Genomic DNA, 20,739 nt, shown 5'->3' with positions numbered 1-20,739 from the left:
ATGGAAGACATGACAACGCCCGCCACCACTCCCGCTCCGGTCGACTCGCTCAGTTACGAGCAGGCCAGGGACGAACTGATTCGCGTCGTCTCGGTGCTCGAGCAAGGGGCGTCGACCCTCGAAGAGTCCCTTACCCTCTGGGAGCGGGGCGAAGCCCTCGCGACCCGCTGCGAGGAATGGCTGATCGGCGCGAAGGCGCGCCTGGACGCCGCCCGCGGCGCGGCCACGGCGGAATGAGCCGCAGCCCCCGTCCGCCCCGGGTCGTGGCGGAGCTCGGCCGCCCGGAGACGGCCGACGAACGTGCCGACCGGCTGGCCACGAACTCCCGCAACTACCGGGCGCGCAAGACCATCAACAACCTGGTCTATTCGCTCCTGGCCACCGTGGGCGCCGTGATCGTGCTCGTGCTGATCGTGCCGCGCAGCGACACCCCCCTCGATCGGGAGATCGACTTCTCGACGGTGGCCGAACAGGTGCAGCCCAGTGTCACCGAGCCCCTGGCGACACCGGAGCTTCCGGCCGGCTGGCGTGCGAACACCGCCGAGTGGCGCGCGGGCGGCAACGACGACGTCTCCAGCTGGTACATCGGCCTGCTCACCCCGAAGAATGAGTTCATCGGGCTCACCCAGGCCGTCGACGCGAACCCGACCTGGTTGGCCGACCAACTCGCCGAGGTTGCCCCCGACGACACCATCACCATCGACGGCATCGACTGGGACGTCTACCGCAACCCGGCCCCGGCCGATGAGCGGGGCAATTTCGAGTCCGCCCTGGTCACCTCGGCCGGCGACAGCACCTATCTCCTCATCGGCACAGCCGACGACGAGGAGCTGACCGTGCTCGCCGGCGCCGTGGCCGAAAGCATCAACACCGAACAGAACGGGGCCGGCGAATGACCGACACACCCACACCAGCCGACGTCTGGAACGACCTCGCCGAGGGCAACGAGCGATTCGTGAACGGTTCGCCGCAGCATCCGCGTCAGGACGTCGACCGCCGCGCCGAGACCGCGTTCGAACAGACTCCGATGGCCGCCCTGTTCGGTTGCAGCGACTCCAGGCTCGCCGCCGAGATCATCTTCGACAAAGGCCTCGGCGACCTGTTCGTGGTGCGCAACGCCGGCCAGGTCATCTCCGACTCGGTGCTCGGCTCGCTCGAGTACGCCGTCGCCGTGCTCAACGTGTCGCTCATCCTGGTGCTCGGCCACGACAGGTGCGGCGCGGTGCTGGCGGCCATCGACTCGCAGGCTGAGGACGCCCAAGCACTGCCCCCGCACATCAACAACATCATCGAGAAGATCGTGCCGGCCGTGCGCCGGGTCGGCGGCCCGACCACGGGCCCGCTCGATCCGCACGAGGTCGACGCCTCCGCGGTGGGCCGGGAACACCTGCGCGACACCGTCGCCGAACTCGTGCAGCGCTCCGAGATGATCAGCGCCGCCATCGCAGAAGGTACATTGGCTATCGTCGGCGCGAACTACAGGCTCCTCGAGGGCCGCGCCGAACCCGACATCGTCGTCGGCATCGTCTAGATGCCAACGAGTTCTTGTGAGTGCACATTGAATCGAAAGGTATGACACACCGTGGTGGACATTTCAGCTGAAACCGGCAGAGCCCAGGGCGACTACAGGGTCGAACACGACACGATGGGCGAGGTGCGGGTACCGGCCGCGGCCCTGTACGGGGCGCAGACCCAGCGGGCCGTGGAGAACTTCCCGATCTCGGGTTCGGTTCTCGAGTCCGCCCAGATCGCGGCGCTGGCCCGGATCAAGAAGTCGGCCGCCCTCGCCAACGCCCGTCTGGGCGTGCTCGACGCAAGCATCGCCGACGCGATCGCGGCCGCAGCCGACGAGGTCATCACCGGTCGCCACGACGCCGAGTTCCCGATCGACGTGTACCAGACCGGCAGCGGCACCTCGTCGAACATGAACATGAACGAGGTGCTGGCCACCCTCGCCACCCGCCGGCTGGGCAGCCCTGTGCACCCCAACGACCACGTCAACGCGTCGCAGTCCTCCAACGACGTCTTCCCCACCTCGGTGCACATCGCCGTGACCAGTGCCCTCATCGACGACCTCATCCCGTCGCTCGACCACCTCGCGGTGGCGTTCGAGGCCAAGGCCGAGCTGTGGGCAACAGCCGTCAAGGCCGGCCGCACCCACCTGATGGATGCCACCCCGGTCACGCTCGGCCAGGAGTTCGGCGGCTACGCACGGCAGATGCGCTTGGGCATCGAGCGGGTCCGCTCCGCGCTCCCCCGCGTCGCCGAGGTGCCGCTGGGCGGCACGGCCGTCGGCACCGGCATCAACACCCCGGCCGGGTTCCCGCAGCTCGTCATCGAGTTGCTCACCGAAGAGACCGAGCTGCCGATCACCGAGGCGATCGACCACTTCGAGGCTCAGGCCAACCGGGACGGCCTGGTTGACGCCTCCGGCGCGCTCCGCACCATCGCCGTCGGCCTCACCAAGATCTGCAACGACCTGCGCTGGATGGGCTCGGGCCCCAACACGGGCATCGGCGAGCTCAGCATCCCCGACCTGCAGCCGGGCTCCTCGATCATGCCCGGCAAGGTCAACCCGGTCATCCCGGAGGCCGTGCTCATGGTGTGCTCCCGGGTTATCGGCAACGACGCCACCATCGCATGGTCCGGCGCCTCCGGCGCGTTCGAGCTCAACGTGGCCATCCCCGTGATGGGCACCGCGCTGCTCGAGTCGATCCGGCTGCTCGCCAACGGCGCCAGGGTGCTCGCCGACAAGACCGTCGACGGCCTCGAGGCCAACCTCGACCGCGCCCGCGCGCTGGCCGAATCGTCGCCGTCCATCGTCACCCCGCTGAACCGGGTGATCGGCTACGAGGCCGCAGCCAAGGTGGCCAAGCACTCCGTGGCCCAGGGCCTCACCGTGCGGGAGTCGGTCATCGACCTCGGCTTCGTCGAGCGCGGCGAGGTCACCCTCGAGCAGCTGGACACGGCCCTGGATGTGCTGAGCATGACCCGGCCGCCGCAAGCGCGCTAGCCGCTCCCACAACCCGCGAAAGCGGCGAAACGGTTGCTTCAGCTTGGCTGAGGCACCCGTTTCGCCGCTTTCGTGGCCTTAAGCCAGCTCGTTGCCCTCCAGCATCTCGGTGACCAGGGCGGCGATCGCGCTCCGCTCCGACCGGGTGAGGGTCATGTGCGCGAAGAGCGGGTGCCCCTTGAGCGTCTCGATCACACTCGCGACCCCGTCGAAGCGGCCCACCCGCAGGTTGTCGCGCTGGGCCACGTCGTGGGTGAGCACCACCCGGGAGTTCTGCCCGATGCGGCTCAGCACCGTCAGCAGCACGTTCCGCTCCAGCGACTGCGCCTCGTCAACGATCACGAACGCGTCGTGCAGGCTCCGGCCGCGGATGTGCGTGAGCGGCAGCACCTCCAGGATGCCGCGCTCGACGACCTCCTCGAGCACGTTCTCAGAGACCAGCGCGCCGAGGGTGTCGAACACGGCCTGGCCCCAGGGGCCCATCTTCTCCTGCGCGTCACCGGGCAGGTAGCCGAGCTCCTGGCCGCCCACCGCGTAGAGCGGCCGGAACACCATGATCTTGCGGTGCTGCTGACGCTCCAGCACGGCCTCCAGGCCCGCGCAGAGGGCGAGCGCGGACTTCCCCGTTCCCGCTCGGCCTCCCAACGACAGGATGCCGATTTCGGGGTCGAGCAGCAGGTCGATGGCCAGCCGTTGCTCGGCCGAACGGCCGTGCAGGCCGAACAGGTCCCGGTCACCGCGCACCAGGCGCAACTCGCCCCTGCCGGTGACGCGGCCGAGAGCAGAGCCGCGATCGGAGTGGATGACCAGCCCGGTGTTGACCGGCATGTCCTGCACCAGCCGGGTCTGCAGGGACTCCGTCTCGTAGAGGTCGTTGACCTGCTCGGCGCTCAACGTGATCTCGTCCATGCCGGTCCAGCCGGAGTCCACGGCGAGCTCGTGCCGGTACTCGTCGGCGGCCAGTCCGATCGAAGCGGCCTTCACCCGCAGCGGCAGGTCTTTCGACACGACCGTGACGGCCAGCCCGTCGTTGGCCAGGTTCATCGCCACCGCCAGTATGCGCGAGTCGTTGTCACCCAGTTGCAGGCCTGACGGCAGCACGGACATGTTCGAGTGGTTCAGCTCCACCCGCAGGCTGCCGCCCTCCCCCACCGGAATGGCGAAGTCGAGCCGTTCGTGTTTCACCCTGAGCTCGTCGAGGTAACGCAGCGCCTGCCTGGCGAAGTAACCGATCTCGGGATCGTTGCGCTTGGACTCGAGTTCGGTGATCACCACCACGGGCAGGACGACGGCGTGCTCGGCGAACCTGAAAATCGCCTTCGGATCGGAGAGCAGCACCGAGGTGTCCAGTACGAAGGTTCGCTCGGTTTGGTCGACCCCTGAGGCCCTCTGGTCAGAGTTCAGGTAGTCGGTTCGATTAGCGGTCACAACCACTCCCACCCCGCACCCTTCGGTGCGGATTCTTGGCGAGCGACCACGAGCCTTTTTCTCGAGCCGTACTTATGTGGCCGTCTCGATCAGGTGCCGTACCTGATGCATTGAAGGTACGTCGACTCGCCGAAAATGGGAAAAGCGACACGCCCAACGTCATGAGACGTTAACGTTCGCCTCAGTACGCGGCGGCGACGGTGTACGCGGTGAGGGCGTCCCGCAACATGTCCACGGTGTCGCCGGCGAGGTTGGCGTGCACGCTGAGCCGCACGGTGCCGGCACGGGTCGTGACCGTGACGCCGTGGTTGTGCAGGGCGGCGCTGAGCGCCGTCACCCGCTCCGCCGGCGGCGCGAGCAGCACCAGGCCGGCCCGCTCCCTGGGGTCCCTGGAGGAGGCCACCGGGATGGCAAACTCATCGACCAGCGCGATCACCTGCTCGACGTTGGCGTTGACGGCGGCCTCGATCGCCGGCACACCCACGGCCCGAATCTCCTCGAGCGCGGTCGCGAACCTCGCCTGGGCCACGCCGTCCCCGTTCGTCACCCTGAACGCCGACGCTGCCCGTGCCGGCAGCGGCACGGCGTCCCAGGGCAGGCCGCCCTCGGGGTTTTCGATGCCGGTGAACCCGGACACGACGGGTGTGAGCCGTTCGACGGCGCGGTCGCTGAGGGCGAGGAAGCCGGTACCCCACCCGGCTCTGGCCCATTTCTGGCCGCCCGAGGCCACCACATCCGCCACCTCGTATGCGGCGTCGACCACCCCGAAACCCTGAATCGCGTCGACGATCAGCAGCCTGTCGCCGATCACCTGCCGGATGCCCTCCAGATCCACCCTGAACCCGGTACGGGAGTCGACCAGGCTCACGGCGACCGCGGCAGTGCTCGGCGTCAGCTGGTCGCGCACCTGGCCGGGGGTGACCTGCCCCGCACTGTTCTCGCTGCCATCGGCGCTCAACCAGAGCGGAGTGGCCACGTGCAGGGCTTCGGCGGCGCGGCTGGCCGCGAACGGCAGGCTCGGGAAATCGGCCGGCGACAGCAGCACGTCACCGGTGAGGCCGAACATGGCGTGCATGAGGCCCGTGCTGGTGTTGGGCTGGGAGGCGATCTGGTCGGCCCTGAAGCCGGTGACCGCGGCCACGGCGTGGCGCATCCGCAGGTCCTGGTCGCCGAAGTGGTCCAGGCTGCCGTACCTGGCCCTGGCCAGGATCTCGGTCTGGCCGCGGGTTTCGGCCACAACTGCCCTGGACACCGGGCCGATGCGGCCGTAGTCCAGGTAGCCGGGGTCCTCGGTGAAGCCGTCCAGGTAGCCGGCGAGGGGCAGGTCGTCCGCGCTCACCCGCCGAACCTGCGGTGCCGCTTGGCGAAGTCGCGCAGGGCCCGCAGGAAGTCGACCTGGCGGAGGTCGGGGCCGAGGGCCTCGACGAAGTAGAACTCGCTGTGCGCGCTCTGCCAGAGCATGAAGTCGCTGAGCCGTTGCTCCCCCGAGGTGCGGATGACGAGGTCGGGGTCGGGCTGGCCGCCCGTGTACAGGTGCTGACCGATGAGTTCGGGGGTGAGGGTCTCGGCGAGGTCTTCCAGGGTGCCACCGTGGGCGTGGTGGGTGGCGACGATGCTGCGCATGGCGTCGGTGATCTCGGTGCGCCCGCCGTACCCCACGGCGAGATTCACGTGGAGGCCCTGGTTGGCTTCGGTGCGGGACTCGGCGGCGGTCAGGGCGGCTTCCAGCGGCCCCGGCAGGCACTTCTTCGACCCGACCTGCTGCACCTTCCAGTCACGGTAGTGCGAGAGGTCCTCGGCCAGGTCCGCGATGATCTCGAACAGGGCGTCGAGCTCCTCGGTGGGGCGCTGGGTGAGGTTATCGGCGGAGAGCAGGTACAGCGTGACCACGGAGATGCCGAGATCGTCGCACCATTCCAGGAACTCGCGCATTTTCGCCGCCCCGGCCCGGTGGCCGTGCGCAGCGGAGTCGTAGCCGAGCTGTTTGGCCCACCGGCGGTTGCCGTCGATGATCATGGCCACGTGTTTGGGGAGGACCGCAGCGGTCAGCCCGCGCCGCAGCCGACGCTGGTAGACCCTGTAGAGGAGACCGCGTCCGAGGGAGAATTGCCGCATCTGCACACACGTTACGCTAGCCCAATCCGGCCCGCCCCAACGCCGCGCTCGCTCCGGCGCTGCCGTATCCTGACAGCATGGCCTCCACGGACGACATCCCGAATCTCCCCCTCCTCGAAGACGAGATCGAGCATCCGGTCGCCGAAAAGCCCACCTGGCGGGGGTGGATCCACGCCGGGACCTTCCCCGTCACCATCGTCGCCGGCATCATCCTGCTCGTCGCCGCCGACGGTCCGGCCGCCACGTGGAGTTCGGCCGTCTTCGTGGCCAGTTCGATGCTGTTGTTCGGCAATTCGGCGCTGTACCACCGGTTCAACTGGCAACCGCGCACCCGCATGGTGCTCAAGCGCATCGACCACGCCAACATCTTCCTGCTGATCGCCGGGTCGTACACGCCCATCACGGTGCTGGCGCTGCCGCCGGACAAGGCGGTGCTGCTCCTGTCGCTGGTCTGGGGCGGTGCGATCCTCGGCATCGCGTTCCGGGTGTTCTGGATCAACGCCCCGCGCTGGCTGTATGTGCCGCTCTACCTCGCCCTGGGCTGGGGTGCGCTGATGTTCATCGTCGACTTCTTCCAGGCCGACGCCGTCATGATGACGCTGATCATGGTGGGCGGCCTGTGCTACTCGGTCGGCGCGGTCGTCTACGGCCTCAAGAAGCCCAACCCGATTCCCGGGGTCTTCGGATTCCACGAGATCTTCCACTCGCTCACGGTCGTGGCGTTCCTCTGCCACTGGGTCGCGATCCTGATCATCGCGACGCATCCGCTGTACCCCTAGGGAGTGTCGGACTTCTTCTGCTCGGCCGCGGCGGCGTCGCGCTCGGCGACCTCGGCCTGCAGCCGTTCCTGCATCTCCGCCCGGTAGTTGGTGCGGCGGATGCGCCGGGCCAGGTCCATGCCCAGAAGCAGGGTGACCGCCGCAACGAAGAAGATCGCGAAGAAGCCCCACGGGCCCGGCGTGACGGTGTCAGGGTTGAATTCGGGCGGTGGGGTGTTGGAGAGGATGAAGCCGACCACGGGCGACAGGACGACGCTCATGCCTCGTCCCTCACACCGGCGAACAGATCTGATTCGGGCATTTCGGAGTCAACTTTCGATTCGACGAGTTGGAAGTCTTCGTAGGGCCAGGCCTTGCGCACCATGTCGTTCGGCCAGAAGAAGAAGCTGCTGGTGGGCGACACCTGGCTGGCGTGCGCCTTGAGGGCCTCGTCGCGCACCTCCAGGAAGTCCCCGATCGGCACGTGCGTGGTGGCCAGGTTGGGGTACCCGCTCATCCGTTCCCTGGCGTCGGCCAGCGGCTCGAGCAGCTCGGAGTCCGGCTCGGCGACGCTCAGCTCGAGGTACATGGCGTCCATGCGCTCGAGGTTGAAGATGCGGTCGTAGTACAGCTTGTCGATCTGCCACGGCGCGCCGTCATCCGGGTACCTGGCCGGATCGGCCGCCGCCCGGTAGGCCTCGAGGGAGACCTCGTGGCAGCGGATGTGGTCGGGGTGCGGGTAGCCGCCGTTCTCGTCGTAGGTGATCAGCACCTGCGGACGGAACTCACGGATGATGCGCACGAGAGGTTCGGCCGAGTATTCCAGCGGCACGTCGGCGAAGGAGTTCTTCGGCACACCACCGTCGTCGGCCATGCCTGAATCCTGGTAGCCCAACCAGCGGTGCTGGATGCCCATCGCCTTCTGGGCCGCCGCCATCTCGAGGCGCCGGAGCCCGGACAGGTCGCGCTCGGCCATGGCCACATTCGCCAGGTCCTCGTTGAGGATACTGCCGCGCTCACCGCCCGTGCAGCTCACGATGAGCACCTCGGCGCCGAGGCTTCGGTAGTACGCGTAGGTAGCGGCGCCCTTGCTCGACTCGTCGTCGGGATGGGCGTGCACAGCCAAGAGCCGCAGCGTCATGAAACTCCTCAGAAATGCCAGCTAACCTAGGGTGCAAGCCTAATCGTTGATCCGTGAGTGTGGAGTCTGAGTGCCCGTGAGCAGCAACCTCGACCAACGCTATGGGCGAACTCCGGGCAGCCGCCGCCGCGACCGCCGCGTGCTCTGGATCGTCGCGGCGGCCTTCGCCCTGATCCTGACCGGATGGGTCGTCTGGGCGGGCCTGGACGGGGCAGGTCCGGCGATCGAGGCCAGGGACACCCGGCACCAGATCATCGACGAGAACAGCATCAGCGTGACCTTCGAAGTGTCGTTGCCCACGGACACCCCGGCCAGCTGCGCCGTGCAGGCGCTCAACGAGACATTCACGGTGGTGGGCTGGAAGGTCATCGACCTGGAACGCTCGAGCGACTACACCCGCTCGTTCACCGAGATCGTGAAGACAACCGAGCTCAGCAACACCGGATTGATTTACCGCTGCTGGTTGACCTAGACTGATGTATTCGCCCTGACAGAAGTCGGGGCGTCCGCTGTATGTCGAGACGACGTGACGTACCCAGCGACGAACGGCCGTCATTCGCGGCACCATCGGCGCACTATCTGCCGGCGCATCACCGATCCGCACGAGAAGGAGAGAACCATGACTACCGAAACTTCGGTCACCTGGCTGACCCAGGAGGCTTATGACCGCCTCGCTGCGGAGTTGGACACTCTCAGCACTGTTGCGCGGGTGGACATCGCCAACAAGATCGAGTCGGCGCGGGAAGAGGGCGACCTCAAGGAGAACGCCGGCTACCACGCGGCCAAGGAGGAGCAGGGCAAGATGGAGGCCCGCATCCGCACCCTGACGCTACTGCTGCGCACCGCAGAGGTGGGCCACGCCCCCGAAAGCAAGGGCATCGTCGAACCCGGCACCATCATCACCGCCACGATCGCCGGCGACGAGAGCCGGTTCCTCATCGGCAGCCGTGAGATCGCCGGCGACAGCGACCTCGACGTGTACAGCGAGAAGAGCCCGCTCGGCGAAGCCATCATCGGCCTGAAGGTGGGCGCGAAGACGAGCTACGAGACGCCCAACGGCAAGCAGATCGCCGTTCAGATCCACCTGGTGGAGACGTTCACCGGCTAACTGCCCCAACGACACGAACGGCCGGCTGCTCACGCAGCCGGCCGTTTTCGTGTGCCGGGTCCTAGTCGGTGCGCGGGTCGTACCCGGCGGCACGCAGGGTGTCGACGACGTGCTGGCGGTGCTCGGGGCCGCGGGTCTCGACGCTGATGTCGAGCTCGACCTCGCTGATCTGCAGGCCGACGCCGTGGCGGGTGTGCAACACCTCGATGACGTTGGCGTGCGCTTCGGCGAGCAGTTCGGAGATGCGGGCGAGCTGACCCGGACGGTCGGGCAGCATGATCCGCAGCTTGAGGTACCGGCCGGAGGCCGCCAGGCCGTGGCTGATCACGCGCTGCATCAGCAGCGGGTCGATGTTGCCGCCGGAGAGCATCGCCACGGTGGGGCCGGTGCCGGTGATCTTGCCGGCCAGGATGGCCGCGACCGAGACCGCTCCGGCCGGTTCGACGACGAGCTTGGCGCGTTCGAGCAGCACCAGCAGGGCACGGGCCATGTCGTCTTCGCCGACGGTGACGATCTCGTCGACGGCGTCACGGATGATGGCGAAGTTCAGCAGTCCCGGCTTGGCCACGGCGATGCCGTCGGCCATGGTGGGGGTGATGTCGATCGCCAGGGCCTCGCCGGCAGCGAGGGACGGCGGGTAGGCGGCCGCGTTCTCCGATTGCACGCCGATGACCCGGATGCGGCGGCCGTGGCGGGCCGAATACTGCTTGAGCACGCTGGCCATGCCGGAGGTGAGCCCGCCGCCACCGATCGGCACGATCACGGTTTCGAGGTCGGGCACCTGGTCGAGGATCTCGAGGCCCAGGGTGCCCGCGCCGGCGACGACATCCGGGTGGTCGAACGGGGGAATCAGGATCGCGCCGGTCTCCTTGGCGTACTCCGCGGCGGCCAGGAGCGGCTCGGCGACGGTGTGGCCGCGCAGGATCACCTGGGCGCCGTAGTCGCGGGTGGCCTGGAGCTTGGGCAGGGCGACGCCGACGGGCATGAAGATGGTCGCCTCGATGCCGAGTTCCCTGGCGGCGAAGGCCACGCCCTGGGCGTGGTTGCCCGCGGAGGCCGCGACGACGCCGCGGGCCTTCTCCTCGTCGGTGAGCTTGGACAACCTGTTGTAGGCGCCGCGGATCTTGTACGAACCGGTGCGCTGCAGGTTTTCGCACTTGAGGAAGACCGGGGCTCCCAGAATCGTCGAGAGGTAGCGGGAGCTTTCCATCGGCGTCACGTCGGCGACACGGCCGACGACGGTGCGGGCCGCTTCGAAATCAGCCAGGGTAGGGCCGGCCAGGGTGGGGCCGGCCAGGCTGGTGCCGGCCGGCGCGGCCAGCTCGGTGGGGAGGTCTGTCATGGGCGGCTTTCTGATACGTATCGGGCTTCGGCTGCGTCCGGTGTGCGCGCCTGCCGGAACCCTGGACGCTGCGGGACGGTCTGCCAGAGCACGGAACCGGACACCGCCCCGACCGGTGGCACGTCCCCCCGCCAGGCCCCGCTATGGATGTAGCTGATCATAACGTTCAACACGGCCGCGACGGGTACCGCGAACAGGGCGCCGGGGATGCCGGCCAGCAGGGCGCCGGCGGCGACCACCAGCACCACGCCGAGCGGATGCACCTTGACGGCGGTCCCCATGATCAGCGGCTGCAGAACGTGGCCCTCGATCTGCTGCACCAACAGCACCACGCCGAGCATCAGCAGGGCGACGAACCAGTCGTTGAAGATCAGGGCGATCACCACGGCAACAGCCCCTGTGGCCACGGCGCCTACGATCGGCACGAACGAGCCCAGGAAGACCAGCACGCCGATCGGGATCGCCATCGGCACCCCGAGGATCGCGGCCCCGGCACCGATGCCGACGGCGTCGATCGTGGCGACCAGGATCTGCACCCTGGCGAAGTTGCCCAGGGTCGTCCAGCCGGCCGCTCCGGCGCCGGCGATGGCCGGCCGGGCCCGCCGGGGGAAGATCTTGACGATCCAGTTCCAGATGCTCGCCCCGTCGATGAGGATGAACAGCAGGCTGAACAGCGCGAGCAGCACGCCGGCCAGCAGGTGTCCCACCGAGGACCCCACCGACAGGGCGCCGGTGATGAAGATCTGGCTGTCGGCCTGCAGGGCGTCGACGGCCTGGCCGAGGTACGCGTTGATCTCGGCATTGCTCACCTGCAGCGGCGAGGTCGCGAGGGCGTCTTTGAGGCTCGCGTATGAAGCCGCGAACCGGGCGCTCAGGCCCACCGATCCGGCCGCAATCTGGGTCACGGCGAGGGTGACCAGTCCCGCAATCACCGCGAGGGTGCCGACCAGAGCGACGGCGACCGCGATGCCCTTGGGCCAGCGGTGCCTGGTGAGAAACCCGACCAGGGGCACGAGCAGGGCCGACACCAGCACCGCCACGAGCAGCGGGATGACGATGAAGCGCAGCTGCACGATCACGAAGAGCACCACGGCGACAGCGGCGGCGATCACCAGGAGGCGCCACGCCCACGCTCCGGCCAGGCGGATGCCGGCGGGGATGTTCTCGTCGACACCGTTCGGCACCGGCTGAACCGGTTTCAGCACGGCGGTGACCGGCACGGCCGCGGCATCCGCCTCGCTCTGACGACGACGACGGCCGAACCAACCGGAACTTCCCCTGGATGTGCTCACCGGAATAGTCTAGGACGGCTCCACGGGCACCGGCACTCCGGCGAACCGCACCACTGTGCGCTCCCCCGGTTGCGGCGTGAATCTCACCTCGTGTTGCACGACAACGGTGTCGCCGGCGTCGAGCCGCACGCTGGTTCGGCGCAGCGACCCGAGGAAGCTGGAGAGCAGCACGGTGCCGGGCAGGCCGTCGGCCGCCACGCCGGCCAGGCTGAGGTCCTCCGGACGCACGAACACCCGCACCGGGCCGTCGGCCTGCGACGGGTCGAGCAGCGGCAGGATCACGCCGTGCACCTCGGCGAAGCCGTGCCGCACCAGGCCGGGCAGCCGGTTGCTCAGTCCCACGAAATCGGCGATGAACGACGAGGCCGGCCGGGTGTAGAGCTCCTGCGGCGTGCCGACCTGCTCGATCCGGCCGTCCCGCATCACCGCGACCCTGTCGGCCACGGCGAGGGCCTCGTCCTGGTCGTGGGTCACGAACAGGGTGGTGATGCCCAGCTCGGTCTGGATGCGGCGGATCTCCTCACGCAACTGCACCCGCACCTTGGCGTCCAGCGCCGAGAGCGGCTCGTCCAGCAGCAGCACCCTGGGCCGGGTCACCAGCGCCCTGGCCAGTGCCACGCGCTGCTGCTGGCCGCCGGAGAGCTGGTGCGCGAACCGGCCGTAGTGCTCGTCCAGGCCCACGAGGGCCAGCGCCGCCGCGGCCCGCTCGCGACGCTCGATGGGCGGCACCCGGCGCATCCGCAACCCGAACTCGACGTTCTCGCCCGCGCTCAGGTGCGGGAACAGTGAGTAGGACTGGAACACCATGCCCATGTCGCGGCGACTGGTGGCCAGGCCGGAGACGTCGGCGCCGTTGATCAGGATCCGGCCGTGGTCGGTGCGTTCGAGCCCGGCCAGTACCCGCAGCGCCGTGGTCTTGCCGCTGCCGCTGGGCCCGAGCAGGGCCACGAGTTCGCCGGCTTGCAGGGTGAGGTCGAACTCGGTCAGCGCCAGGTGGGTGCCGTAGCGTTTGGCCACCCCGGCGAACTCGACCACCGATCCGGTTCGGGCGGGCTGGTCGGAGCGGGTGACATCGGGTGCTGTCGTGGGGCTCATGGCTGGTCTCCGCTGGGGGTCTGGGGCGAGGTGGGGGGCCTGGGTGAGGTGGGGCGCCGGAAGCGGGCCGGGCGGCGGCGCCCGGCGCCGAGCCTGCCGATGCCCAGCAGCAGGATGAAGGCCGCGACCAACGCCAGAAGGGAGAGGATGACGGCACTGTACGGGTCGTTCTTGCCCACCACCACGAGGGCCGTCTGCAGGTTCACCCGGCTCAGCAGCGACGCGATGGTGAATTCGCCCAGCACCACGGCCACGGCGATGAACGCCCCGGCCAGGATGCCGCGGCGGAGGTTCGGCACAAGCACCCGCAGCAGCACGCTGGCCCAGCCGGCGCCGAGGGTGCGCGCCGCTTCGCTCAGGGTGCGCACGTCCACGCCGTCGAGGTTGGACTGGATCGCCCGGTAGGCGAACGGCAGCACCGTGATGCCGTAGGCGAAGGCGAGAGTCCAGACACCGCTGCCCAGGAGCCGCGCCACCACCGAGAACACCGGGGCGAGCCCGACCACGAGCACGATCGCGGGGATCGAGATGGGCAGGATGCAGATGATCTCCAGAACCCGGCGCAGCACCGGGAAGCGGATCTGCACGAGCAGCATGGTCGGCACCAGCAGCACCAGCACTATGGCGACGGTGCCCAGTGCCAGGCCGAGAGAGTTGCCGAGGGCCACCAGAACCGGAGCGTAGACGCCGGTGAGGCCGCCCTGCACGAGCTCGGTCCACCGGTGCAGGTCGTAGCCGCCGGCCAGCCCCCGACGCAGGGTGAACTCGATCATGGCCAGGACCGGCACGGCGAAGACGAGGCCGACCCCGCCCAGGATCAGGGCGCGGGTGAGCCGGCCGGGAGCGTGCGCCACCGTCGACCCGTTCACCGCTGCCACCTCGCGGCCCGCGAGGCCAGTCTGGAGTAGCCGGTCATCACCACGGTCATCACGATGATCATGCCCAGCGCCAGCGCCCCGGCGAGGTTCTCCCGGCCGAGCATGGTCTCGCTGGTCAGGGCGGTGCGGATCTGCAGCGGCACGATCTGGGCGCCCTGGCTGATCAGGGTGGCCGCCGTGGCATAGGACGAGAACGCGTTGGCGAACAGCAGCAGCAGGCTGCCGAGGAATGACGGGGCCAGCACCGGCAGGCCGATGCGCAGCCAGTAGGTGAGCGCCGTGCCGCCCAGGGTGGCGTTGGCCTCGGCCCAGGTGGTCTTGAGCGATGCCAGCGCGGGCATGAAGGTGATGACCATGAGGGGAACCTGGAAGTAGATGTACGGCAGCACGAGGCCGGGCAGTTCGTAGAGCCACACGCCGTCGGCGAAGATGTCGACGCCCAGGCGCTCTCGCAGGAGCACGGTGATCATGCCCTGGATGCCGACGGTCGCGGTGAACGCGAACGCCAGCATGGCGCCGCCGAACTGGGCGATGACGCTGCTGAGCGAGTCGACGGTGGAGCGCAGCGGCCCGTCCGGGCTGGCGCCGAGCAGGGCGTAGCAGACCAGCGCGCCCACGATCGCGCCGATGAGCGCGGTCAGTGCCGACAGCCAGATCGAGCTGCCGAACGCTGCGAGCACCACAGGGTCGCCCAGGGCCAGGACTGTGGCGACGGTGAATCCGCCATCCGCGCCGACAAACCCGGTGCCGACCGCGATCAGGGTCGGCAGCGCCAGGAAGAGCAGCACGTAGACCGCGAACGGCAGCAGCCCGAAGGCTGCTGCCGGAACACGGAACCTACTGGACAGCCGCTGCCCATTTCTCGCCGAGCAGGGTCGCTGCGGCCTCGCTCTCTGCACTGGTGGGCACCACTGTGGTGTCCGGCACGGCGGGCAGGGCGTCGAACAGGTCGACGTCGATGGTTCCGGCTTCGGCCATCGCGTCGGCGCGGGCCGGGCGGGCGCCCCCGGCGAGCCACAGGTTCTGGGCGTCATCGCTGTAGAGGAATTCCTGCCAGAGCCGCGCGGCGGCCGGGTGCGGCGCATCCACGTTGATGGCCTGGTTGTAGTAGCCGGCGTATCCGGTGCCGGGGAAGACCACGACCTCCCAGTTGCGCTCGCCCTCCAGCTGGGCGCCGTAGCCCACATTGAGGTAGTCCCAGTCGAAGACCACGGGGGTCTCGCCCGATGCGATGGTGGCGGGGGTCGGGTCGATCTTCACGAAGTTGCCTGCGGCGTTGAGGTCGCTGAAGAAGTCGATGCCGGCCTGGAAGTCGTCGACCGAGCCGTCGTTCTGCACGGCGGCCATGCCCACGGCGGCGAACGCGGCGCCGGCCTGGGTCGGGTCGCCGTTGATGGCGACCTTGCCCTTGTACTCGTCGCCGAGCAGGTCGGCCAGGGACTCGGGCGCCGCCACGGCGTCGGGGTCGTAGCCAACGGCCATGTATCCGCCGTAGTCGCCCACGTACAGGCCGCTTTCTTCCTTCAGGGCATCGGGGATCTCGGACCAGGTGGCTACCTGGTACGGCGCGAACTGGTCGGTGTTGGCCAGCGCCACGGCCAGTCCCAGGTCGAAGACGTCGGGGGCGGTGTCCTGGCCGGCCAGGTTCTCGGCGGCCTGGATCTCCTCGGCGCTGGAGCCGTCCGGCGCGGCCTCGGTGATGGTGATTTCGGGGTATTTCTCGGCGAACAGGTCGAGCACGGCGCCGTAGTTGGCCCAGTCGCGCGGGAGGGCGATGACGTTCAGGGCGCCCTCCTCGATGGCGGCGGCCTCGAGCGCGGCCAGGTCGCCGAAGGCGGAAAGGCTGGTGGCGGTGGCCGCGTCGACGGAGCCGTCGGTGCCGGTCGCCTCCGCGGCGCCGCTCGCGCAGCCCGTAAGGGTGAGGGCGACGATGGCGGTCGCGGCGATGGTGGCGGCCAGGGTTCGGGTGGTAAGCACGGGTCCTCCGTTAGATGTGTTCAGGGCGACCGGTCCGGGTGCTGGGCGACCGGTCGCTGTGAGACTAGAAGTGGCGCGTGGCGCGTACGGGCCCTGCGGTTGAACGCGGCGTTAACGTGTCATGTCACCGCGCGCCGGTAGGGTCGAGGCGTGCTCCAGACGATTAGTCCCGCCCTCGCCCGTCGCATCGCCCTGGTCGCGCAGGGCTTCGGCCGCCCGCCCGCCGCGCCCGGCGCGGCCTCCCCCGGCATCCGCCAGCTCGGCGCCCTGGTCGAACGACTCGGCCTGCTGCAGATCGATTCGGTGAACGTGTTCGAGCGCAGCCACTACGTGCCGGCGTTCAGCCGCCTGGGGCCGTACGACAAGGCGCAGCTCGACAGGCTGAGCAGCGGCACGACGCCGCGGCTGACCGAGTACTGGGTGCACGAGGCCTCACTGATCCCGGTCGACGACTGGCCGCTGTTCCGCTGGCGGATGCAGGCCTACCGCGACAAGGCCGCCGCCGACGGGTCGCACTGGTCGCAGGACAACGCGCCGATGCTCGATTGGCTGCGTGCCGAGCTCGCCGCCAACGGCCCGATGCGCGCGAGTGAGATCGAGCACGACGCCAACAAGCGCAGCGGCCCGTGGTGGGGCTGGTCAGACGTGAAGATCGGCCTGGAGACCCTGTTCCGGTGGGGAGACGTGGTCAGCGGCGGCCGTCAACGGTTCGAACGGGTCTACGCACTGCCCGAACAGGTCTTCAGCACGGAGCTGCTGGATCGGCAGGTCTCCGCCACCGACGCCCACCGGGCGCTCATCGCCCAGGCGGCGCGGGCGCACGGCATCGGCACGGTGAAAGACCTGGCCGACTACTTCAGGTTGCGCACCGAACCGGCCCGCGCCGCCATCGCGGAGCTCGAGGATGCCGGCGAGCTCATCCCCGTCGAGGTGCCCGGCTGGGGCCGCGGCGGGGCCGCCGGCGCCGCCTGGTTGCACCGGGACGCCCGGCTGCCCCGCAAGATCGACGCTGCCGCCGTGCTCAGTCCGTTCGACCCGGTGGTCTGGGAGCGGGCCCGGGCGGAGCGGTTGTTCAATTTCCACTACCGCATCGAGATCTACACCCCGCAGGAGAAGCGCCAGTTCGGTTACTACGTGCTGCCGGTGCTGCTCGGCGACACCATTGTGGGCCGGGTCGACCTCAAGAACGACCGGCAGGCCGGCGTGCTGCGGGTGCAGGCCAGCTGGGCCGAGCCGGGAGCACCGGTGGACACCGCCGCGCGCCTGGCCGAGGTGCTGCGGAGCACCGCGGCCTGGCAGGGCCTGTCCGCCATCCAGGTGGTGCCGCGCGGCAACCTCGCGGCCGGCCTCGCGGCCGAGCTCGCCTAACTGTTCCCGCTGCGGACAAATGCGACCGGGACCACTTGTCCGGATGGGGACCAGTTGGCGGGCGGTGTCGACGGTCAGACGACTAGAACTTGCTGCCCATCGCGTACAGGCGTTCGATGCGCTCGTTCAGCGGCGGGTGGGTGGCGAAGAGCTTGTCCATCACGCCGGGCTTGAGCGGGTCGGCGATCCACAGGTGCGCCATCGAGGTGTTCTGCTTGCGCATCGGCCGGCCGTATTCGCCGAGCTTGGCCAGCGCGCTGGCCAGCGCATCCGGCTGCCGCGTGGTGAGCGCGCCGGTGGCGTCGGCCAGGTACTCGCGCTGGCGGGACACGGCCAGCTGCACGACCGAGGCGATCAGCGGGGCCACCACCATGGCGACCAGGCCGAAGACCAGCACGACGGGGTTGCCGTTGTTGTTGTTCCCGCGGCCGAAGAAGGCCATCCGCAGGAAGATGTCGGAGATGAAGCCCACGGCCACGACCAGGCCGAACACGATCATCGAGACACGGATGTCGTAGTTGCGCACGTGCCCGATCTCGTGGGCCATCACGCCCTCGAGCTCGGCGTCGTCCATGATGTCGAGCAGCCCGGTGGTGGCGGCCACGATGGCGTGCTTGGGGTCGCGGCCGGTGGCGAACGCATTGGGCGCCGGGTCGTTGATGATGTAGACCTCGGGCATCGGGGTGCCCGTCGTGATCGACAGGTTCTCCACGATGCGCCACAGCCTGGGGTGATCGGTGACGCTGTTCACCCGGATGCCGCCGCTCATGGCGATCGACTGGCGGCCGGCCGCGAAGTACTGGATGAGCGCGTACCCGCCCGCGATCACGAGGGTCATGATGAGCACGCCGGGGCCCTGCACGCCGTACGCGGCGCCGGCGAGCCAGCCGAGCCCGGAGATGATCACCAGGAACAGCACGATGATGAAGACTGTGTTGCGCTTGTTTCGCGCGATCGCGCTATACATGGATCCTCTTCGAGCTAGTGATCAGAACGGCACGTGGGGAGAACGGGTTAGAACTGCACGCGGGGCGGCTCGGCGATGGCCGCGGAGTCGCTGACCTCGAAGAACTCGCGCTGGGTGAAGCCGAGGTTCTTCGCGAACAGGTGGTTCGGGAAGACCTGGATCTTGGTGTTCAACTCGCGCACGCCACCGTTGTAGAACCGGCGCGAGGCCTGGATCTTGTCTTCGGTGTCGACCAGCTCGCCCTGCAACTGCAGGTAGTTCTGGCTGGCCTGCAGCTGCGGGTACGCCTCGGCGACGGCGAAGATGCTCTTCAGCGCGGTCTGCATGTGGTTCTCGGCCGCCGCGGCGTCTACCGGGCCCTGCGCGGACAGAGTCTCGGCGCGCGCCTTGGTCACGTTCTCGAAGACCGACTTCTCGTGTGCCGCATACCCCTTGACGGTTTCGATCAGGTTGGGGATGAGGTCGGCACGACGCTTGAGCTGCACGGTGATGTCGCTCCACGCTTCATCAACGCGCACCTTGAGGGTGATGAGCGAGTTGTAGGTTGCCCACAGGTAGATACCCGCGATCGCAACGAGTACGACAACGATGAGGACCGGGATGAGCCATTCCATGGCAACGTCTCCTTGCGATTGAACTGTGGTGATAAAACCCGCGGTGATTGACCTTCGGTGATGGGGCCCATCATAACGAAGCCCGCTGGGGCTCCCATGTGCTTCCCATGACACTCCAAGGAACGCTGGGACCGGACACGTGACTTTGACCTCTGACCGGCGAATAATGCAAGCATGGAGCACCCAGCAGAACCCGTTCAGGTACCGGCCGTCGCGGTGTCGGATTTGTCGGCCCGCCGCGGCGCGCAGCGGGTGCTCGACGGCTTGTCGCTGACCATCCCCGCCGGGCTGGTGGTGGGCCTGATCGGCCCGAGCGGATCGGGCAAGACCACCCTGATGCGGGCGATCGTGGGCGTGCAGGTCGTGCACGGCGGATCGGTCCGGGTGTTCGGCGAGCCGGCCGGCAGCGCATCCCTGCGTCACCGGGTGGGCTACGTCACCCAGGATGCGAGCGTGTACGACGACCTGACCGTGCGGCAGAACCTGGACTACTTCCGGGCCGTTCTCGGCGCCGGCCGGGCGGACGTGTCCCGGGTGATCGAGGAGACCGACCTCGGGCCGGCCTCTGGCCAGCTCGTCGGCACGCTGTCCGGCGGGCAACGCAGCCGGGTGTCGCTGGCCGTCGCGTTGCTGGGCTCCCCCGAGCTGCTCGTGCTCGACGAACCCACCGTGGGTCTGGACCCGGTGCTGCGCCGCGACCTGTGGGCGCTGTTCCACCGGCTCTCGGCCGCGGGAACGAGCCTGTTGGTGTCCAGTCACGTCATGGACGAGGCGGCCAGGTGCGACAGGCTGCTGCTCATGCGCGCCGGGGAGGTGCTCGCCGACGACACCCCGGCCGGGCTGCTCGCTGCCACGGGCTGCACCGATATCGAGGCCGCCTTCCTCAGCCTCATCGAGGAGCGCTCATGAACCCGTCGCGCACCCTCGCCACCGCCGGCCGGGTGCTCACGCAGATCCGGCACGACCCGCGCACCGTCGTGCTGCTGCTCGTCGTGCCGAGCCTGCTGATCGGCCTGGTGGCCTGGATCTTCTCCGACACCGCGGTGTTCGAGACCGTGGGGCCGGCAATGATCGCCCTGTTCCCGTTCATCGTGATGTTCCTGGTCACCAGCATCACCACCCTGCGGGAACGCCGCACCGGAACGCTCGAGCGGTTGCTGTCGATGCCGCTGGGCCGCGGCGACCTGATCCTCGGCTACACGCTCGCGTTCGGGCTGCTCGCGATCCTGCAGTCCAGCATCGCCGTGTTGTTCGCCGTCACGGTCTGCGGGCTGGACATCTCCGGGTCGATCTGGCTGCTCGTGGCCGTGGCCGTGGCGGATGCCGTTCTGGGCACCACTCTCGGATTGCTCGCGAGCGCCTTCGCCCGCACCGAGTTCCAGGTCGTGCAGTTCATGCCGCTGCTGGTCTTCCCGCAGATCCTGCTGGGCGGCATCTTCCTGCCGCGCGACCAGCTGCCGGACGTGCTGCAGGCGATCGGCGACGCGCTGCCGCTCTCGCACGCGATCGACGCGCTCACCGCCGTGGCCTCCGGCAGCGAGGACAACGCCTACGTGGTCGGCGAGCTCGTGATCATCCTGGTCTGGATCGTCGCCGCCGTGCTGCTGGCCTCGCTCACCCTGCGCCGCCGCACCCCTTGACGC

The 20,739-nt window shown here is 68.8% G+C and carries 22 protein-coding genes and 1 pseudogene; 10 read left to right on the top strand and 13 right to left on the bottom strand.

Annotation, left to right across the window (positions count from 1 at the left end):
* The first annotated feature begins 9 nt into the window (after positions 1–9).
* Genes ACEN2M_RS10055 through ACEN2M_RS10040 form a run of 4 tightly spaced genes read left to right on the top strand, consistent with a single transcriptional unit; the run spans position 10 to position 3,013 of the window.
* Positions 10–237 carry an exodeoxyribonuclease VII small subunit gene (locus ACEN2M_RS10055; RefSeq protein WP_441647983.1) on the top strand — a complete coding sequence of 76 codons (228 nt, stop codon included), beginning with the start codon at positions 10–12 and terminating at the stop codon, positions 235–237.
* A complete protein-coding gene (locus ACEN2M_RS10050; RefSeq protein WP_441647982.1) occupies positions 234–896 on the top strand; it encodes a DUF4245 domain-containing protein in 663 nt (220 codons plus the stop codon). Before ACEN2M_RS10055 ends, ACEN2M_RS10050 begins: the two co-directional genes overlap by 4 nt.
* Positions 893–1,531, top strand: a complete 639-nt coding sequence (locus ACEN2M_RS10045; RefSeq protein ID WP_441647981.1) for a carbonic anhydrase — start codon at positions 893–895, stop codon at positions 1,529–1,531. The genes ACEN2M_RS10050 and ACEN2M_RS10045 overlap by 4 nt, the downstream gene beginning before the upstream one ends.
* Before the next feature lie 51 nt (positions 1,532–1,582).
* Positions 1,583–3,013 (top strand): class II fumarate hydratase, encoded by a 1,431-nt coding sequence (locus ACEN2M_RS10040; RefSeq protein ID WP_441647980.1) that lies wholly within the window; start codon positions 1,583–1,585, stop codon positions 3,011–3,013.
* Positions 3,014–3,091: 78 nt separating this feature from the next.
* Here ACEN2M_RS10040 and ACEN2M_RS10035 read toward each other — a convergent pair whose 3' ends face one another.
* The 3 genes from ACEN2M_RS10035 to ACEN2M_RS10025 all read right to left on the bottom strand — a co-directional run bounded on the left by ACEN2M_RS10035 (position 3,092) and on the right by ACEN2M_RS10025 (position 6,556).
* Positions 3,092–4,441 carry a PhoH family protein gene (locus ACEN2M_RS10035; RefSeq protein ID WP_441647979.1) on the bottom strand — a complete coding sequence of 450 codons (1,350 nt, stop codon included), beginning with the start codon at positions 4,439–4,441 and terminating at the stop codon, positions 3,092–3,094.
* 181 nt (positions 4,442–4,622) lie between these two features.
* The gene (locus ACEN2M_RS10030) at positions 4,623–5,780 is read right to left on the bottom strand and encodes an aminotransferase class V-fold PLP-dependent enzyme (protein ID WP_441647978.1); all 1,158 of its coding nucleotides are present in this window, start codon (positions 5,778–5,780) and stop codon (positions 4,623–4,625) included.
* A complete protein-coding gene (locus tag ACEN2M_RS10025) occupies positions 5,777–6,556 on the bottom strand; it encodes an isoprenyl transferase (RefSeq protein WP_441647977.1) in 780 nt (259 codons plus the stop codon). Before ACEN2M_RS10025 ends, ACEN2M_RS10030 begins: the two co-directional genes overlap by 4 nt.
* 77 nt (positions 6,557–6,633) lie before the next feature.
* On the opposite strand from ACEN2M_RS10025, the gene trhA reads away from it, so the two are divergent.
* On the top strand, positions 6,634–7,335 hold the full coding sequence (gene trhA, locus ACEN2M_RS10020) for a PAQR family membrane homeostasis protein TrhA (RefSeq protein ID WP_441647976.1): 702 nt from the start codon (positions 6,634–6,636) through the stop codon (positions 7,333–7,335).
* On the opposite strand, the gene ACEN2M_RS10015 is transcribed toward trhA, so the two are convergent.
* Both ACEN2M_RS10015 and mca read right to left on the bottom strand, forming a co-directional pair.
* On the bottom strand, positions 7,332–7,595 hold the full coding sequence (locus ACEN2M_RS10015; RefSeq protein ID WP_441647975.1) for a hypothetical protein: 264 nt from the start codon (positions 7,593–7,595) through the stop codon (positions 7,332–7,334). The two genes, trhA and ACEN2M_RS10015, sit on opposite strands and share 4 nt — an antisense overlap.
* Positions 7,592–8,455 carry a mycothiol conjugate amidase Mca gene (mca, locus tag ACEN2M_RS10010; RefSeq protein WP_441647974.1) on the bottom strand — a complete coding sequence of 288 codons (864 nt, stop codon included), beginning with the start codon at positions 8,453–8,455 and terminating at the stop codon, positions 7,592–7,594. Before mca ends, ACEN2M_RS10015 begins: the two co-directional genes overlap by 4 nt.
* Positions 8,456–8,531: 76 nt before the next feature.
* Here mca and ACEN2M_RS10005 point away from each other — a divergent pair, with 76 nt between their 5' ends.
* Both ACEN2M_RS10005 and greA read left to right on the top strand, forming a co-directional pair.
* A complete protein-coding gene (locus ACEN2M_RS10005) occupies positions 8,532–8,927 on the top strand; it encodes a DUF4307 domain-containing protein (protein WP_441647973.1) in 396 nt (131 codons plus the stop codon).
* Positions 8,928–9,074: 147 nt separating this feature from the next.
* Positions 9,075–9,563, top strand: coding sequence for a transcription elongation factor GreA (gene greA, locus ACEN2M_RS10000; RefSeq protein WP_441647972.1), 489 nt, complete (start codon positions 9,075–9,077; stop codon positions 9,561–9,563).
* Positions 9,564–9,624: 61 nt separating this feature from the next.
* Here greA and ilvA read toward each other — a convergent pair whose 3' ends face one another.
* From ilvA to ACEN2M_RS09970, 6 genes are read right to left on the bottom strand one after another with little or no spacing between them, the layout of a single operon-like run.
* Positions 9,625–10,905, bottom strand: a complete 1,281-nt coding sequence (gene ilvA / locus ACEN2M_RS09995; RefSeq protein ID WP_441647971.1) for a threonine ammonia-lyase — start codon at positions 10,903–10,905, stop codon at positions 9,625–9,627.
* A complete protein-coding gene (locus ACEN2M_RS09990) occupies positions 10,902–12,197 on the bottom strand; it encodes an AI-2E family transporter (RefSeq protein WP_441647970.1) in 1,296 nt (431 codons plus the stop codon). The genes ilvA and ACEN2M_RS09990 overlap by 4 nt, the downstream gene beginning before the upstream one ends.
* A gap of 9 nt (positions 12,198–12,206) precedes the next feature.
* The gene (locus ACEN2M_RS09985; protein WP_441647969.1) at positions 12,207–13,292 is read right to left on the bottom strand and encodes an ABC transporter ATP-binding protein; all 1,086 of its coding nucleotides are present in this window, start codon (positions 13,290–13,292) and stop codon (positions 12,207–12,209) included.
* A complete protein-coding gene (locus ACEN2M_RS09980) occupies positions 13,289–14,161 on the bottom strand; it encodes an ABC transporter permease (RefSeq protein ID WP_441647968.1) in 873 nt (290 codons plus the stop codon). The genes ACEN2M_RS09985 and ACEN2M_RS09980 overlap by 4 nt, the downstream gene beginning before the upstream one ends.
* Positions 14,158–15,018: an ABC transporter permease gene (locus ACEN2M_RS09975; protein WP_441648083.1), complete on the bottom strand. Its 861-nt coding sequence runs from the start codon at positions 15,016–15,018 to the stop codon at positions 14,158–14,160. Before ACEN2M_RS09975 ends, ACEN2M_RS09980 begins: the two co-directional genes overlap by 4 nt.
* Complete coding sequence (locus ACEN2M_RS09970; protein ID WP_441647967.1) at positions 15,008–16,147, bottom strand: ABC transporter substrate-binding protein; 1,140 nt, start codon at positions 16,145–16,147, stop codon at positions 15,008–15,010. The genes ACEN2M_RS09975 and ACEN2M_RS09970 overlap by 11 nt, the downstream gene beginning before the upstream one ends.
* Before the next feature lie 150 nt (positions 16,148–16,297).
* Here ACEN2M_RS09970 and ACEN2M_RS09965 point away from each other — a divergent pair, with 150 nt between their 5' ends.
* Positions 16,298–17,515, top strand: a complete 1,218-nt coding sequence (locus ACEN2M_RS09965; RefSeq protein WP_441647966.1) for a winged helix-turn-helix domain-containing protein — start codon at positions 16,298–16,300, stop codon at positions 17,513–17,515.
* 82 nt (positions 17,516–17,597) lie between these two features.
* On the opposite strand, the gene ACEN2M_RS09960 is transcribed toward ACEN2M_RS09965, so the two are convergent.
* Positions 17,598–18,482, bottom strand: coding sequence for a M48 family metalloprotease (locus tag ACEN2M_RS09960; protein ID WP_441647965.1), 885 nt, complete (start codon positions 18,480–18,482; stop codon positions 17,598–17,600).
* Positions 18,483–18,529: 47 nt separating this feature from the next.
* On the bottom strand, positions 18,530–19,096 hold the full coding sequence (locus ACEN2M_RS09955) for a LemA family protein (protein ID WP_441647964.1): 567 nt from the start codon (positions 19,094–19,096) through the stop codon (positions 18,530–18,532).
* Positions 19,097–19,270: 174 nt separating this feature from the next.
* On the opposite strand from ACEN2M_RS09955, the pseudogene ACEN2M_RS09950 reads away from it, so the two are divergent.
* Positions 19,271–19,778, top strand: a pseudogene (locus tag ACEN2M_RS09950) (ABC transporter ATP-binding protein); the annotation flags it as partial.
* Between the two features lie 223 nt (positions 19,779–20,001).
* On the top strand, positions 20,002–20,736 hold the full coding sequence (locus ACEN2M_RS09945) for an ABC transporter permease (protein WP_441647963.1): 735 nt from the start codon (positions 20,002–20,004) through the stop codon (positions 20,734–20,736).
* Positions 20,737–20,739 lie beyond the last annotated feature (3 nt).

The organism is Cryobacterium sp. W22_MBD10_FK3 (assembly GCF_052113745.1).
Taxonomy (GTDB): Bacteria; Actinomycetota; Actinomycetes; order Actinomycetales; family Microbacteriaceae; genus Cryobacterium.
Note: the sequence above shows the minus strand (reverse complement) of the source record. Positions and strands in the feature narration are given on the sequence as shown.

Excerpts from the sequence above, each read along its gene's own strand:
- ACEN2M_RS10055 (WP_441647983.1), top strand. The coding sequence starts at position 10 with ATGACAACGCCCGCCACCACTCCCGCTCCGGTCGACTCGCTCAGTTAC.
- ACEN2M_RS10050 (WP_441647982.1), top strand. The coding sequence starts at position 234 with ATGAGCCGCAGCCCCCGTCCGCCCCGGGTCGTGGCGGAGCTCGGCCGC.
- ACEN2M_RS10045 (WP_441647981.1), top strand. The coding sequence starts at position 893 with ATGACCGACACACCCACACCAGCCGACGTCTGGAACGACCTCGCCGAG.
- ACEN2M_RS10025 (WP_441647977.1), bottom strand. The coding sequence starts at position 6,556 with ATGCGGCAATTCTCCCTCGGACGCGGTCTCCTCTACAGGGTCTACCAG.
- trhA (WP_441647976.1), top strand. The coding sequence starts at position 6,634 with ATGGCCTCCACGGACGACATCCCGAATCTCCCCCTCCTCGAAGACGAG.
- ACEN2M_RS10015 (WP_441647975.1), bottom strand. The coding sequence starts at position 7,595 with ATGAGCGTCGTCCTGTCGCCCGTGGTCGGCTTCATCCTCTCCAACACC.
- mca (WP_441647974.1), bottom strand. The coding sequence starts at position 8,455 with ATGACGCTGCGGCTCTTGGCTGTGCACGCCCATCCCGACGACGAGTCG.
- greA (WP_441647972.1), top strand. The coding sequence starts at position 9,075 with ATGACTACCGAAACTTCGGTCACCTGGCTGACCCAGGAGGCTTATGAC.
- ilvA (WP_441647971.1), bottom strand. The coding sequence starts at position 10,905 with ATGACAGACCTCCCCACCGAGCTGGCCGCGCCGGCCGGCACCAGCCTG.
- ACEN2M_RS09985 (WP_441647969.1), bottom strand. The coding sequence starts at position 13,292 with ATGAGCCCCACGACAGCACCCGATGTCACCCGCTCCGACCAGCCCGCC.
- ACEN2M_RS09960 (WP_441647965.1), bottom strand. The coding sequence starts at position 18,482 with ATGTATAGCGCGATCGCGCGAAACAAGCGCAACACAGTCTTCATCATC.
- ACEN2M_RS09955 (WP_441647964.1), bottom strand. The coding sequence starts at position 19,096 with ATGGAATGGCTCATCCCGGTCCTCATCGTTGTCGTACTCGTTGCGATC.
- ACEN2M_RS09945 (WP_441647963.1), top strand. The coding sequence starts at position 20,002 with ATGAACCCGTCGCGCACCCTCGCCACCGCCGGCCGGGTGCTCACGCAG.